This is a genomic window from Bradyrhizobium sp. 87 (assembly GCF_023073015.1).
Taxonomy (GTDB): Bacteria; Pseudomonadota; Alphaproteobacteria; order Rhizobiales; family Xanthobacteraceae; genus Bradyrhizobium; species Bradyrhizobium canariense_D.
Window position 1 is genome coordinate 59,844 of record NZ_JADPIQ010000109.1, and the last position, 12,402, is coordinate 72,245.

At 63.7% G+C, this 12,402-nt stretch carries 12 protein-coding genes; 7 read left to right on the plus strand and 5 right to left on the minus strand.

From position 1 onward, the window contains the following. Positions 1-105 precede the first annotated feature (105 nt). Together IVB50_RS28940 and IVB50_RS28945 are read left to right on the plus strand one after the other, a co-directional pair. Positions 106-1,320 (plus strand): acyl-CoA dehydrogenase, encoded by a 1,215-nt coding sequence (locus IVB50_RS28940; protein ID WP_007594720.1) that lies wholly within the window; start codon positions 106-108, stop codon positions 1,318-1,320. A gap of 177 nt (positions 1,321-1,497) precedes the next feature. Continuing rightward, positions 1,498-2,421, plus strand: a complete 924-nt coding sequence (locus IVB50_RS28945) for an MBL fold metallo-hydrolase (RefSeq protein ID WP_247298658.1) — start codon at positions 1,498-1,500, stop codon at positions 2,419-2,421. A gap of 7 nt (positions 2,422-2,428) precedes the next feature. Here IVB50_RS28945 and IVB50_RS28950 read toward each other — a convergent pair whose 3' ends face one another. After that, a complete protein-coding gene (locus tag IVB50_RS28950) occupies positions 2,429-3,283 on the minus strand; it encodes a DUF1499 domain-containing protein (protein WP_085352553.1) in 855 nt (284 codons plus the stop codon). A 242-nt stretch (positions 3,284-3,525) separates the two neighbouring features. Further along, positions 3,526-5,154 (minus strand): fatty-acid--CoA ligase, encoded by a 1,629-nt coding sequence (locus IVB50_RS28955; RefSeq protein ID WP_085352551.1) that lies wholly within the window; start codon positions 5,152-5,154, stop codon positions 3,526-3,528. A gap of 65 nt (positions 5,155-5,219) precedes the next feature. Here IVB50_RS28955 and IVB50_RS28960 point away from each other — a divergent pair, with 65 nt between their 5' ends. Beyond that, on the plus strand, positions 5,220-6,341 hold the full coding sequence (locus tag IVB50_RS28960) for an extensin family protein (protein WP_247298662.1): 1,122 nt from the start codon (positions 5,220-5,222) through the stop codon (positions 6,339-6,341). A 37-nt stretch (positions 6,342-6,378) separates the two neighbouring features. Here IVB50_RS28960 and IVB50_RS28965 read toward each other — a convergent pair whose 3' ends face one another. Continuing rightward, a complete protein-coding gene (locus IVB50_RS28965) occupies positions 6,379-7,065 on the minus strand; it encodes a L,D-transpeptidase (RefSeq protein WP_247298665.1) in 687 nt (228 codons plus the stop codon). A gap of 336 nt (positions 7,066-7,401) precedes the next feature. Between IVB50_RS28965 and IVB50_RS28970 the strand changes: the two genes are divergently transcribed. Continuing rightward, the gene (locus IVB50_RS28970) at positions 7,402-8,379 is read left to right on the plus strand and encodes a magnesium transporter CorA family protein (protein WP_018456234.1); all 978 of its coding nucleotides are present in this window, start codon (positions 7,402-7,404) and stop codon (positions 8,377-8,379) included. 186 nt (positions 8,380-8,565) lie between these two features. Continuing rightward, the gene (locus IVB50_RS28975; RefSeq protein WP_247298668.1) at positions 8,566-8,784 is read left to right on the plus strand and encodes a hypothetical protein; all 219 of its coding nucleotides are present in this window, start codon (positions 8,566-8,568) and stop codon (positions 8,782-8,784) included. Between the two features lie 205 nt (positions 8,785-8,989). Here the strand turns inward: IVB50_RS28975 and IVB50_RS28980 are convergent, their stop codons facing one another. Both IVB50_RS28980 and pdxH read right to left on the minus strand, forming a co-directional pair. After that, positions 8,990-9,742 (minus strand): SDR family oxidoreductase, encoded by a 753-nt coding sequence (locus IVB50_RS28980; protein WP_026233115.1) that lies wholly within the window; start codon positions 9,740-9,742, stop codon positions 8,990-8,992. Positions 9,743-9,839: 97 nt separating this feature from the next. Then, the gene (gene pdxH, locus IVB50_RS28985; RefSeq protein ID WP_018456236.1) at positions 9,840-10,481 is read right to left on the minus strand and encodes a pyridoxamine 5'-phosphate oxidase; all 642 of its coding nucleotides are present in this window, start codon (positions 10,479-10,481) and stop codon (positions 9,840-9,842) included. Between the two features lie 113 nt (positions 10,482-10,594). Between pdxH and IVB50_RS28990 the strand changes: the two genes are divergently transcribed. Then, positions 10,595-11,002 (plus strand): RT0821/Lpp0805 family surface protein, encoded by a 408-nt coding sequence (locus IVB50_RS28990; protein WP_018456237.1) that lies wholly within the window; start codon positions 10,595-10,597, stop codon positions 11,000-11,002. Positions 11,003-11,111: 109 nt separating this feature from the next. After that, on the plus strand, positions 11,112-12,077 hold the full coding sequence (locus IVB50_RS28995) for a J domain-containing protein (RefSeq protein WP_247298672.1): 966 nt from the start codon (positions 11,112-11,114) through the stop codon (positions 12,075-12,077). Positions 12,078-12,402: the final 325 nt, after the last annotated feature.

The window sequence follows — 12,402 nt, forward strand, 5'->3', positions numbered from 1 at the left end:
CCGGGATTCACGCAGACCCGATCATCTGCAACGCAATTGCACTTGTTGCCGCGGCGCTTTACGTTGTCGGGCAAATTTTGACGGAACCAGACGAAAGGACGTTTCATGACCGCGCGCCCTCAGGCCAAGGACAAGCCGGCTTCGGCTTCTTTCCAATGGGACGATCCGTTCCTGCTCGACGAGCAGCTCACCGAAGACGAGCGCATGGTGCGCGACACCGCGCGCGCCTACGCCCAGGACAAGCTGCTGCCGCGCGTCGCCAAGGCCTATCTCGAAGAGAAGACGGATCGCGAGATCTTCAACGAGATGGGCGAGCTCGGCCTGATCGGCATCACGTTGCCGGAGGAATATGGCTGCGCCAATGCAGGCTATGTCGCCTATGGTCTCGTCGCGCGCGAGATCGAACGGGTCGATTCCGGCTACCGCTCGATGAACTCGGTGCAGTCCTCGCTGGTGATGTATCCGATCTACGCCTATGGCGACGAGAACCAGCGGAAGAAGTACCTGCCGAAGCTCGCCAGCGGCGAGTGGGTCGGCTGCTTCGGGCTGACCGAGCCTGACGCCGGCTCCGATCCGGCCGGCATGAAAACCCGCGCCGAGAAGGTGTCGGACGGCTATCGCCTGACCGGCAGCAAGATGTGGATATCGAACGCGCCGATCGCCGACGTGTTCGTAGTCTGGGCCAAGTCGGCCGCGCACGACAACCAGATCCGCGGCTTCGTGCTGGAGAAGGGCATGAAGGGCCTCTCGGCACCGAAGATCGGCGGCAAGCTGTCGCTTCGCGCCTCCATCACCGGCGAGGTCGTGATGGACGGCGTCGTGGTTCCGGAAGACGCGCTGCTGCCCAACGTCTCCGGCCTGAAGGGCCCGTTCGGCTGCCTCAACCGCGCCCGCTACGGCATTTCATGGGGTGTGCTCGGCGCCGCCGAGGACTGCATGCACCGGGCCCGCCAGTACACGCTCGACCGCAAGCAGTTCGGCAAGCCGCTCGCTGCGACCCAGCTCGTCCAGAAGAAGCTCGCGGACATGCAGACCGAGATCGCGCTGGGTCTTCAGGGCTCGCTGCGCGTCGGCCGCCTGATGGACGAGGGCAAGTTTGCGCCCGAGATGATCTCGATCATGAAGCGCAACAATTGCGGCAAGGCGCTCGACATCGCCCGCGTCGCGCGCGACATGCACGGCGGCAACGGCATCTCGATCGAGTATCACGTGATGCGCCACGTCCATAACCTCGAGACCGTCAACACCTACGAGGGCACCCACGACGTCCACGCCCTGATCCTGGGCCGCGCGATCACGGGTATTCAGGCGTTTTTCTGAGCAAACCGCCTGAATGGGCGATGCGGCTGAACTCTCGAATTGCGTCATGGCCGGGCAGAAGCGCGAAGCGCGTCTTCGCGCTAGACGTCCCGGCCATCCACGTCTTAGACCACGCGAAGAACGTGGATGCCCGGCACAAGGCCGGGCATGACGAAGTCAGCAAGGTATGAGCAAGCCATGTCCGACAACGACGATGTCCCGTTCAATCGCGACTTTCCGCTGAAGCCCGGCATCGTCGAGGAAGTCCGCCCGGGCGTGCGGCGCGTGCTTTGTAACAATCCGAGCCCGTTCACTTTCACCGGCACGGTCAGCTACATCGTGGGCCGAGGCAACGTCGCGATCATCGATCCCGGTCCGGACGACGAGGCGCATGCGGCGGCGCTGCTCGATGCCGTCAGCGGCGAGACGGTGAGCCATATCTTCGTCACCCACACCCACCGTGACCATTCGCCGAACACCGCGCGGATCAAGCGAGCGACCGGCGCACCTGTTTACGCCGAAGGCCCGCACCGCGCCTCGCGCCCGCGTTTCGAGAGCGAGAAGCACAATCCGGAATCCGGCGCCGACCGCGACTTCGCGCCCGATATCAGGGTCGCCCATGGCGACGTCGTCGAAGGCGACGGTTGGCGGCTCGAGGCTGTGGCGACGCCCGGCCATACCGCCAATCACCTCGCGTTCGCCTGGCCCGAGCGAAAATTCAACTTCGTCGGCGATCACGTGATGGGCTGGTCGACCACGATCGTGGCGCCGCCGGACGGCTCGATGATCGACTATATGGAATCGCTGGATCGTCTCGCCGCGCGCGAGGAGGATGTGTATTTCTCCGGCCACGGCCCCGAAATCCCGGACGGTCCGCGCTTCGTCCGCTTCCTGATCCGTCACCGCAAGGCGCGTGAGGCCTCCATCCTGCACCGCCTTGCCAAGGGCGAGACCGACATCCCGACCGTGGTCCGGGCGATCTATATCGGCATCGATCCGAGGCTCACCACCGCCGCGGGCTATTCCGTGCTGGCGCATCTGGAAGACCTGGTCGCCCGCGGCGTGGTGGCGACGGATGGCGATCCCGTGATTGGCGGGACCTATCGGATGGCGAACGCTTAGCGTTCCGTCACTTCTTCACCGTCTTCGCCGGCGCCTTCGGCGGCGCCACCGGCGTCTTCTTCACCGGCTTGAGTGCGTCGGCATCGGCGGCGGTGTTGAGATCGTCGATGAATTTCTTCACGCGCGCGGCGTTGCTGCCGAGGTCGCTCTCGAAATAGCGCGAGGCGGAGCGGATATCGACGCGGGAATCCTCGCCGTCGGGCACGACCCGGATGGCGATGTCCTCGCGGAAACCCATGATCGGCGAGCGCGCCACCGCCTCGATGCGGCCGATGCGGCGGGGCGGCTGCGGCGCGCGCTCGTCGATGATCAACCATTTGCGCTTGTTGACCAGCTGAAGCGCGATTGCATAGGCGCGGTCGACTGAAATCTCGAGCTCGATCGGCTCGATATCGGGATAGAATTGACGCTGCTGCTCGGCCGAGTAGAGGCCGGCATACACAGCGGTGTTGGCACCATCGCCGGTGCGCAGGCGGGCCAGTGCGTCGAAGCGCGGCGGGTCGATCGGGTCGGTGGTGATGTCGTGGATCGCCGGCAGCTTGCGGTATTGCAGGCCGAGATAAGCGGGATAGGCGAGGATCGCGCCGTCGATCAGGAACGCAAGCAGGATGCGCGCCATGCCGCGCGAGCCGTTCTGCCAGATCGCGGCGAAGCCGGCGAGCCCGAACAGGATCGAGAGCGCGGCAATCCCGAGCCCGCCGAAGAAGGTCGCGAGCGCCGGCTTCATCTCCAGGAAGCCGAACCGGACGATGATGATCGAGACCACCACCGCCACCACGGCGAACACGGCCAGATTGCGCGCCCAGCTCGCGAGGCTGGAGACGGGCTCCGACTGGTAGGGAGCGGAAAACCTGCGGGCCATCGGGTCAGCTCTGCCGGGATCTTGGGGACGGTGCCGGCCGATCTGGCACGACGATGGGCCGTTGAGACCACGGCCCGCGGGCAAATTCAAGAGTTCCGCAGAAGGCTGCATCGTCATGGCCGGGCTTGACCGGCCATTCACGTCTTTTTGCCATGAGGACGCGGATGTCCGGGCCGTCGCCGCGCCGAAGGGGCTTTGGCCCCGCAGGCGGGACGAAGCCCGGGCACGACGTCCGAGATGGCCTACGCCGCCGCGTTCGGGAAGCGGTATTCCCTAAACTGATCGCGCAGCGCGGTCTTCAGGATCTTGCCCGTCGCCGTGTGGGGGATACCGTCGACGAAGGCAACGTCGTCGGGCATCCACCATTTGGCGATCTTGCCATCCATGAACTTCAGGATGTCCTCGCGGCTGGCCTGCTGGCCCTGCTTCAGCTGCACGATCAGCAGCGGACGCTCGTCCCATTTGGGATGGAACACGCCGATCACGGCGGCTTCCGCCACCGCGGGATGGCCGACTGCGAGGTTCTCCAGCTCGATCGAGGAAATCCACTCGCCGCCGGACTTGATCACGTCCTTGGAGCGGTCGGTGATCCGCATGTAGCCGGCTTCGTCGATGGTCGCGACGTCGCCGGTGTCGAAGAAGCCGTCCTCGTCGAGAATGTTGGCGTCGACCCGGTAATAGGCCTTGGCGACGGCCGGGCCGGCGACCTTGAGGCGGCCGAAGGTCGTGCCGTCCCACGGCAGTTCCTTGCCGGCATCGTCGGTGATCTTCATCTCGACGGCGAACGGCGCGTAGCCCTGCATCTGGAGCACGTCGAGCCGCGCCTCGCCGGTCGCATTCTGGAACGGCGGCTTCAGCGCCGCGACGCTGCCGATCGGGCTCATCTCGGTCATGCCCCAGGCGTGACGGACGTTCGAGCCCATGTCGAGGAAGGCCTTGATCATCGAACGCGGCATCGCCGAGCCGCCGCAGATCACCATCTTCAGGTCCGGCAGCTTCAGATTGTTCGCGGTCATGTGCTGGAGCAGCATCAGCCACACCGTGGGCACGCCGGCGGTATGCGTCACCCTCTCGGTCGAGAGCAGCTCATAGACCGAGGCGCCGTCGAGCTTGGCGCCGGGCATGACGAGCTTGGTGCCCTGCGACGGCGCGGAGAAGGCGATGCCCCAGCTGTTGGCGTGGAAGAGCGGCACCACGGGAAGCATGGTTTCGGAGGCGCTGGTACCGAGCGCGTCGACATTGTTGGCCATCAGCGCGTGCAGCACGTTGGAGCGATGCGAATACAGCACGCCTTTGGGATCGCCGGTGGTGCCCGATGTGTAGCACATCGCGGCCGCCGTGTTCTCGTCAAAGTCCTTCCATTTAAACTTGCCGTCGGCCTCCGCAATCCAGTCCTCGTAGGCGACCACGTTCTTCAGCGTCGTCTGCGGCATGTGCGCCTTGTCGGTGAGCACGACATAGCGTTCCACGCTTGTCAGCTTGTCGGCGATCTTCTCCAGGACCGGAATGAACGTGATATCGGTCATCACGATGCGGTCCTGCGCATGGTTGATGATCCAGGCGATCTGCTCGGGGAAAAGGCGGGGATTGACGGTATGGCAGATGGCGCCGATCCCCATGATGCCGTACCAGACCTCAAGATGGCGCCAGGTGTTCCAGGCGATCGTTGCGACACGGTCGCCGAGCTTGATGCCGTCGCGCTCCAGCATCTGCGAGACCTTGAGCGCGCGCTTGTGGATATCGGCATAGGTGGTGCGATGGATCGGTCCCTCGACCGAGCGCGTCACGACCTCCTGCTTGCCATGAATCTTGGCGGCGTGTTCGATGATCCTGTGGCAGAGCAGGGGCCAGTCTTGCATCAAACCAAGCATTCCGTCGTTCCTCCGAGAAGCCGCTGGGCGGATTGTCGCTCTCAGCGTTGGGCCAAAGAATTGTCATGAGTTTTAGCCTGCCCGCCTTTCGCCGCAAATGGTCTTATCGCGGCTATATGTCCGTCGGCGCGGCAATGGTTACCGTCGCGCTCGGGCTCGCGGATCGGGCAGAGGCGCGCAAATATGGGTCCCCGCTGGACATCTTTGGTATTGCGGCACCACGGCCGCGCGCCACGGTTCATTCTGCCAATATCTCTGGCAGGATCCCGCTCCCAAGACCTCGCCCCGAGGAGGCCCCCAAGGGGTCGGCCAAGGCATCGGACGAGGCTCCTGCGGAGACCGAAGACAAGCCTTGCGCGGACAAACCTGGCGCCGCCCAGCCCGCCGAAGCCGCGCCGCCGCCCGAGAAGCAGGCCTCGGCGTGCCGCCTCGCGCTGACCGAGGAGATCGCGATCGCGCCTTCGATCCCGGATATCCGCGGCCCCGGCGCCTGTGGCGGCGAGGATCTGGTGCGGCTCGAGGCCATCGTGCTGCCGGACAAGCGCAAGGTGGCGGTCAAGCCGGCGGCGATCCTCCGCTGCACCATGGCATCCGCAATCGCCGATTGGGTGCGCAAGGACGTGGTGCCGCTGGCCGCGAGCCTCGGCTCGACCATCAGCGATCTCGACAATTTCGACAGCTTCGAGTGTCGTGGCCGCAACCGCGTCGTCGGCGCCATGCTGTCCGAGCACGGCAAGGCCAATGCGATCGATGTGCGCGCCATCAAGCTCGCTAATGGGCAGTCGATCGGCCTGACCGACCGCACCATGCCGCGCGAGGTGCGCGAGCGCGTGCTGCATTCGGTCTGCTCGCGCTTTTCGACTGTGCTCGGCCCCGGCTCGGATTGGTACCACGAGGACCATATCCATCTCGATCTCGCGCAGCGGCGCAACGACTACCGGATCTGCCAGTGGAACGTCTGGGATCCGCTGCCGCAGGTTGCCCCGCTGCTGCCGGCGGAACGGCCCGAGGAGGCGCCGCCGCGTGAGGTCGCGGCCAAACCCGAAGCGAAGCCCGAGGCCAAGCCCGAGACGAAGCAAGGAATTGACGACGAGGCGGCGGAGAAGTCGGCTGCCTCCCCGGACAAGCCGGCGGCCGACGGCCAAAAAGCCCGGCCGCACAAGCCGGCAACAAAAAAGCGCCGGTGAAACCGGCGCTTTTGAATGTCAGAGATCAGGTACCTGATCAGTAGCTGCCCGCCTGGCCAGTTTGGCTGCCGCCGAGCGCAAGCCGTGAATTGTAGGGCGAGTCGCCATGCTTGGGCTCGAGCACCACAACGAGGGTGCCGACCTTGACGCGATCATAGAGGTCGATCGCGTCCTCGTTGGTCAGGCGGATGCAGCCCGACGAGATCGACGCGCCGATATATTCCGGCTGGTTGGTGCCGTGAATGCGGAACAATGTGTCCTTGCCGCCGGAGTAGAGATACATCGCGCGGGAGCCCATTGGATTGTCCGGACCGGGGGCGACGAAGGTGGGCACGCCCAGGCGCGAAATTTCGCCGGGGGTGGGGTGCCAGGCCGGCCACTCGGTCTTGCTGCCCACCTTGGCGATGCCCGACCAAGCCATGGCTTCTTCACCGACGGTGATGCCGTAGCGGATCGCCTTGCCGCCATCCAGAACGTAGTAGAGGTAATGGTTGTCGGAATCGACCACGATCGAGCCCGGCGATTCCTTGCGGTGGTACTCAACGATGGCGCGGCGGAACGGCTCTGCGACCGGGGTGTTCTCGTACCGAACCTTGGCAAGGAGTTCCTTGTCCTTCGGCTTGAAGGCCTTGGTGTCGGTCGCTTCAAAATGCGTGGCCTGCATGCAGCCCGACAGCATCAGGCCAGCAGCCAAAATACCCAGCGTAACTTTCAGCGACGGCATGATTTGGTTCCAATCGACAACAACAAGCTTTCGTGGAGCTTGAGTAAGCCCAATTCCACGATTCCGTTGGCCCCATTATCGTTGAAATCTGCCACAATTCCAGCCTCACGACGCTTCTCCCGCGCTGCAAGACCTTACCTGTGGCTTTTCTGCCGCAAGTTTTGCGGGCCAGAGCCGATTTCTGGGCAAAACGGTCGTAAGTGTCGATTCCGTGCCACAGTTGGGCCATGGCGTCGCCACAAATGCAAACGCTCCGTTAATGTGCTTGTCATCATCAACTTGTCAGAATCGCGCTAAGCGCTGTCAGTCTGTCGCAGGCCCCTGCTGGAGTTGTGCATGTTTTCTGTGTTCGTTCCCTTCGAGTCCTCCCTCAAGAAGGCCGTCATCGAGGATCTCGCAGCAGTCCCGGAGCATGCGGTCTGGATCGACCTGGTCAACCCCACCGCGGCCGAGGACAAAGCCGTCGAGAAGCTCTCGGGGATCGCAATCCCGACCCGGGAGGACATGCAGGAGATCGAGATCTCGAGCCGCCTCTATATGGAGAACGGCGCGCGCTACATGACCGCGACGCTGATGTGCCAATCCGATACCGATATGCCGAGGACCACGGCGGTCACGTTCATTCTGGGCGACCACCGCCTGGTAACGGTGCGCTATGACCAGCCCAAGCCCTTTGCGCTGGTCGAGGCCAAGCTGGCCCGTTCCTGCACACCGGCCATCACCGGCGAGATGGTGCTGATGGAGCTGCTCGATGCCGTGATCGACCGCTGCGCCGACATCCTGGAGCGCTGCGGCGCCGAGATCGATCAGGTCTCCCATGACATTTTCGAGCCGGAGAGCGAGCGCCACGGTCACGCCAAGCAATATTCGCAAATCCTGATCTCGATCGGCCGCAAGGGCGATCTGACCTCCAAGGTTCGCGAGAGCCTGGTCTCGATCGGCCGCGTCGTCGCCTTCCTTTCCGCGGTGGTGGAGGGCGTGAAATGGTCGAAGGACATGCGCGAGCAGCTCAAGACCATGCAGCGTGACGTCGTCTCGCTGACCGATCATGCCTCCTATCTCTCCAGCAAGATCACCTTTGTGCTCGACGCCATGCTCGGCGTCGTCAATCTCGAGCAGAACAACATCATCAAGCTGTTTTCGGTCATGGCGGTTGTCCTGATGCCGCCGACGCTGATCGCCTCGATCTACGGCATGAACTTCAAGTCGATGCCGGAACTCGAATGGGTGCACGGTTATCCGTTCGCGCTGGTGCTGATGCTGATTGCGGCGATCGTTCCGTACTGGATCTTCAAGTGGAAGAAGTGGCTGTAATAGTGACCGAGACCTTACGCCGGACGCAGAGACACAGTGTCTGGTGTCGCAGAATAGAGCGGGATTGCGGCCGCACGGCGATGTGTGCTCGCCGCCCCAATTCCTCCGGTAAAATTTGAGCGGTGGGCTGAACGTTTGCGCGAAACTTGTCTGCGATAAGGAGCAGGTAAGCCGCGAGGAACAGCCATGGTTGAAAAACACATAACGACGCCCCCCAACGTCATCGATCTGGCGAGCTATCGCCACGTCGCGACGAGCGGCAAGGCGTCGTCGCTGTCGGCACGCATGTGCCGGCACTGTGGTGCTCCGCTGCTCGACGGCGAGAACGACGACGATTGCTCGACTGCAATCAGCACGGCCGCTCCGCAGCCACGCGAGAGGTCACGTCGGATTCGACTCGATTGAGGAACGGAAGCTAAGGGCGATCCAGGTCTTGCGGCGGCGTTGTCTGGATCGCCTTGCTTCTCCGGCGTTATTTCCAACATCATCATTGCGAGGACCTCGCGACAAAATTGCGAAGCAATTTTGCACTGAAGCGACGAGGCAATCCAGACTGTCCTCACCGAGGCAGTCTGGATTGCTTCGCTTGCGCTTGCAATGACGCGGTAGCCTACACGTGCTGGCCGCCGTTGATGTGGATCTCGGCGCCGTTGACGTAAGAACTGGTGTCCGTGCACAGCACGTAGATGATCTTGGCGACCTCGTCCGGTGTGCCGAGCCGGTGCATCGGGATCTGCTGGTCGACGATCTTCTCGGTGCCCGGCGACAGGATCGAGGTGTCGATCTCGCCCGGCGCGATCGCGTTGACGCGCACGCCGACGCGGCCGAAGTCGGAGGCCATTTCGCGCGTCAGGGACGCCAGCGCGGCCTTCGAGGTGGCGTAGGCCGCGCCCGCGAAGGGATGCACGCGCGAGCCCGCGATCGAGGTGACGTTCACGACAGAGCCCTTGGCCGCCTTCAATTCCTCGATCAGCCCGCGCGCCATCATGATCGGCGCGAAGAAGTTGACATTGAACACGTGCGTCCAGGTGTCGAGGTCGGTGTCGATCGAGCCGAGCCTGGAGCCGCCGGCCCCCTTCGGCGAGATCGCGGCGTTGTTGACCAGCGCATGCAGCATGCCGCCTTCGAGACGGTCGCGGATGTCGGAGATCGCGCGCGTGGTATCTGCGGGGGTGGCGAGGTCGACCTGGATATGGTCCTCAGGGCCCGCGTCCCAGGGACAATCCTCCGGGAACGGATGCCGCGAGCAGGTGATCACGCGCCAGCCGGCCGAGGAGAAACGGATCACGGTGGCATGGCCGATGCCGCGGCTCGCCCCGGTCAGGAGCAGCGTACGGCGCGGCGCATTGGACGACTGCGGCATGGACATCTTTCAGGCTGGAGCATCATCCGGACCCGGAGGGGCGCGTTAGCGCAAACTGTGCAGCGGTTTTCCGAAGGGATCATTCTCGAACAAAGTTCTAGGGATACATTCGCGTCTTGGACCATTTCTGGCCGGCCGCGTCACGGCGAAATTCAATGCGGTCGTGCAGGCGGAACGGGCGGTCGTGCCAGAACTCGATACGCGACGGTGTTATACGCCAGCCGCTCCAGCCCGGCGGACGCGGCACCTTGCCGATCATGTGCTTGGCGGCGACCTTGGCGATCGCCTGCTCGAAAGCGAAGCGGCTCTCGAGCTCCTGCGACTGCTTGCTCGCCCAGGCGCCGATCTGCGCCTGCTTGGGACGGGTGGCGAAATAGGCGTCGGCTTCGGCCTCGGTCACCGGCGTCACGTTGCCGCGGATGCGGACCTGACGGCGCAGCGACTTCCAGTGAAAAAGTAACGCCGCCTTAGGATTTGCGGCGAGTTCGCGGCCCTTCTGGCTGGCGATGTGGCTGTAGAAGACGAAACCATCGGTATCGAAGCCCTTCATCAGCACCATGCGCACGTCCGGCAGGCCGTCGGGATCGACGGTCGCGAGCGCCATGGCATTCGGATCGTTCGGCTCGCTCTTGATGGCTTCGTTCAGCCAGGCCTCGAACAGCGCAAACGGCTCGTCGGCGGCGGTGAAATCACCGGATGTTAAGGGTGTCTGGTGTTTCATCGAGGTCGTGTCGGTCATGTCTGGGGTCCGAGTTGCGTCCTGCGGTCCAAAACGCGTTGTTGTCTGCTACCGCCCTATATAGGGTATGGGGACGCGTTGGCCTATCGGCGATCCGGCCGTCCGGCTTCGTCATGACGATCATTCTGATCGGACTCGGCACCGGCGGTTGCAGCTTTTCCCGCAACGACAAGAGTGCCTACGCCAAGGCCGATGACAGCGACCTTACCGGCTCGATCGCAATGCCGGCCAGGGTGGCGGCACCGACAGAGACCGATCTCGCCTTTGCCCGCAACGCCGCCTCCGACGTCCTCAGCAAGAACGATAAGGATTCCAGCCAGCATTGGGAGAATCCGGAAACCGGGGCGCGCGGTTCGGTCACGCCGATCGCGCAATCCTATGCCGCCGAGGACGGCCGCAAGTGCCGCGACTTCCTGGCGAGCTACGTCAATGGCAGCACCGAAAGCTGGCTCCAGGGCGCGGGCTGCCAAAGCAGCCGTGGCAGTTGGGAGATTCATACGCTAAAGCCGTGGCGGAGCTAGGAATCGCTTCACCAGGCTAGTTGCAAAAATACCACTCGCCCCCCACATGAGGCTCAGTTGGGGCGGGGAGCCCTTTGAACAATTCGATTTCTTGAAGGAGACGTGACGGATGCGCGACCCCTATGAGGTCTTGGGGGTGCCGCGGAGCGCCAACGCTGCCGCGATCAAGAGCGCCTATCGCAAGCTTGCCAAGAAGCACCATCCCGACAGCAACAAGAACGACCCGAAGGCGGCCGAGCGCTTCGCTGAACTCAATACGGCCAATGAGATCCTCGGCGACGAGGACAAGCGCAAGCAATTCGACCGCGGCGAGATCGACGCCGACGGCAAGCCGCGCTTCCAGGGTTTTCCGGGCGGCGGCGGTGGGCCGCGCGGGCGCGCGGGTCCCGGCGGGTTCGAGAGCTATACGTTCCGCGGTGGCGGCGCGGGCCCTGGTCCCGGCGGCGGCGCGTTCGAGGACATCCTCAACAGCATGTTCGGAGGAGGGCCGCGTCCGCGCCCCGGGGCCGGCGGCGGTGCCCAGTTCGAATTCGACACCGGCGGGATCGGGCTCGATCTCGACGTCAATGTCGCCATGACCGTCTCGCTGGAGGAGGCGGTGAAGGGCGGCGAGAAGCGCGTCCGGCTGCCGAACGGCAAGGAGCTCAACGTCAAGATTCCGGCCGGCGTGACCGAAGGCCAGCAGATCCGGTTGCGGGGGCAGGGCGAGAGCGCTCAGGGCCATCCGCCGGGCGATCTCCTGATCACGATCGGCATCGCGCAGCATCCGTTCTTCAAGATCGAGGGCGCCGATCTCAGGATCGACCTGCCGGTCACGCTCTACGAGGCGGTGCTTGGCGGCAAGGTCCGCGTGCCCACCCTCGGCAATGCCGTGGAGCTTTTGGTTCCGCAAAACACCTCCAGCGGCCGGACCTTCCGCCTGAAGGGCAAAGGATTGCCAAAAACTGGTGGAACCGGGGATCTCTTCGTCACCGTCAGGATTATGCTACCGGACGGGAACGACGCCGAGCTTGAAGCATTGATGGAGAAGTGGCGGGACCAGCGCCCCTACAATCCACGTAGCGGGCTTGGCTAAGTGTGATCCGGAAACTGTGAGGGGTTCTCCTAAAGACTGAGAGCGTCGTCCATCGAGATGATGCTCATCATATGCCCGAGGCGTGGTAGCCCTTCTTGGCTCACGTGCTCGACGTGTCGGCTGTCCGGCGGGGCAGCCGATAAAAAGGTGCGGCCTCGAGAGGGGGACCAGCGCGGTACCAAAAACCCCAATCGAGGCCGCCCGCGTCGATCGGCGGATCGAACGCTGCTCATTTTCGCGTGATCATCCGGTGCGATAATGAGACGCGCCGATGTCTTCATTCCAAATTTTCAATGTCGGAATCGAGGCACCGCGTTTGCGTGGT

Excerpts from the sequence above, each read along its gene's own strand:
- IVB50_RS28940 (WP_007594720.1), top strand. The coding sequence starts at position 106 with ATGACCGCGCGCCCTCAGGCCAAGGACAAGCCGGCTTCGGCTTCTTTC.
- IVB50_RS28945 (WP_247298658.1), top strand. The coding sequence starts at position 1,498 with ATGTCCGACAACGACGATGTCCCGTTCAATCGCGACTTTCCGCTGAAG.
- IVB50_RS28950 (WP_085352553.1), bottom strand. The coding sequence starts at position 3,283 with ATGGCCCGCAGGTTTTCCGCTCCCTACCAGTCGGAGCCCGTCTCCAGC.
- IVB50_RS28955 (WP_085352551.1), bottom strand. The coding sequence starts at position 5,154 with ATGCTTGGTTTGATGCAAGACTGGCCCCTGCTCTGCCACAGGATCATC.
- IVB50_RS28960 (WP_247298662.1), top strand. The coding sequence starts at position 5,220 with ATGAGTTTTAGCCTGCCCGCCTTTCGCCGCAAATGGTCTTATCGCGGC.
- IVB50_RS28965 (WP_247298665.1), bottom strand. The coding sequence starts at position 7,065 with ATGCCGTCGCTGAAAGTTACGCTGGGTATTTTGGCTGCTGGCCTGATG.
- IVB50_RS28970 (WP_018456234.1), top strand. The coding sequence starts at position 7,402 with ATGTTTTCTGTGTTCGTTCCCTTCGAGTCCTCCCTCAAGAAGGCCGTC.
- IVB50_RS28975 (WP_247298668.1), top strand. The coding sequence starts at position 8,566 with ATGGTTGAAAAACACATAACGACGCCCCCCAACGTCATCGATCTGGCG.
- IVB50_RS28980 (WP_026233115.1), bottom strand. The coding sequence starts at position 9,742 with ATGCCGCAGTCGTCCAATGCGCCGCGCCGTACGCTGCTCCTGACCGGG.
- pdxH (WP_018456236.1), bottom strand. The coding sequence starts at position 10,481 with ATGACCGACACGACCTCGATGAAACACCAGACACCCTTAACATCCGGT.
- IVB50_RS28990 (WP_018456237.1), top strand. The coding sequence starts at position 10,595 with ATGACGATCATTCTGATCGGACTCGGCACCGGCGGTTGCAGCTTTTCC.
- IVB50_RS28995 (WP_247298672.1), top strand. The coding sequence starts at position 11,112 with ATGCGCGACCCCTATGAGGTCTTGGGGGTGCCGCGGAGCGCCAACGCT.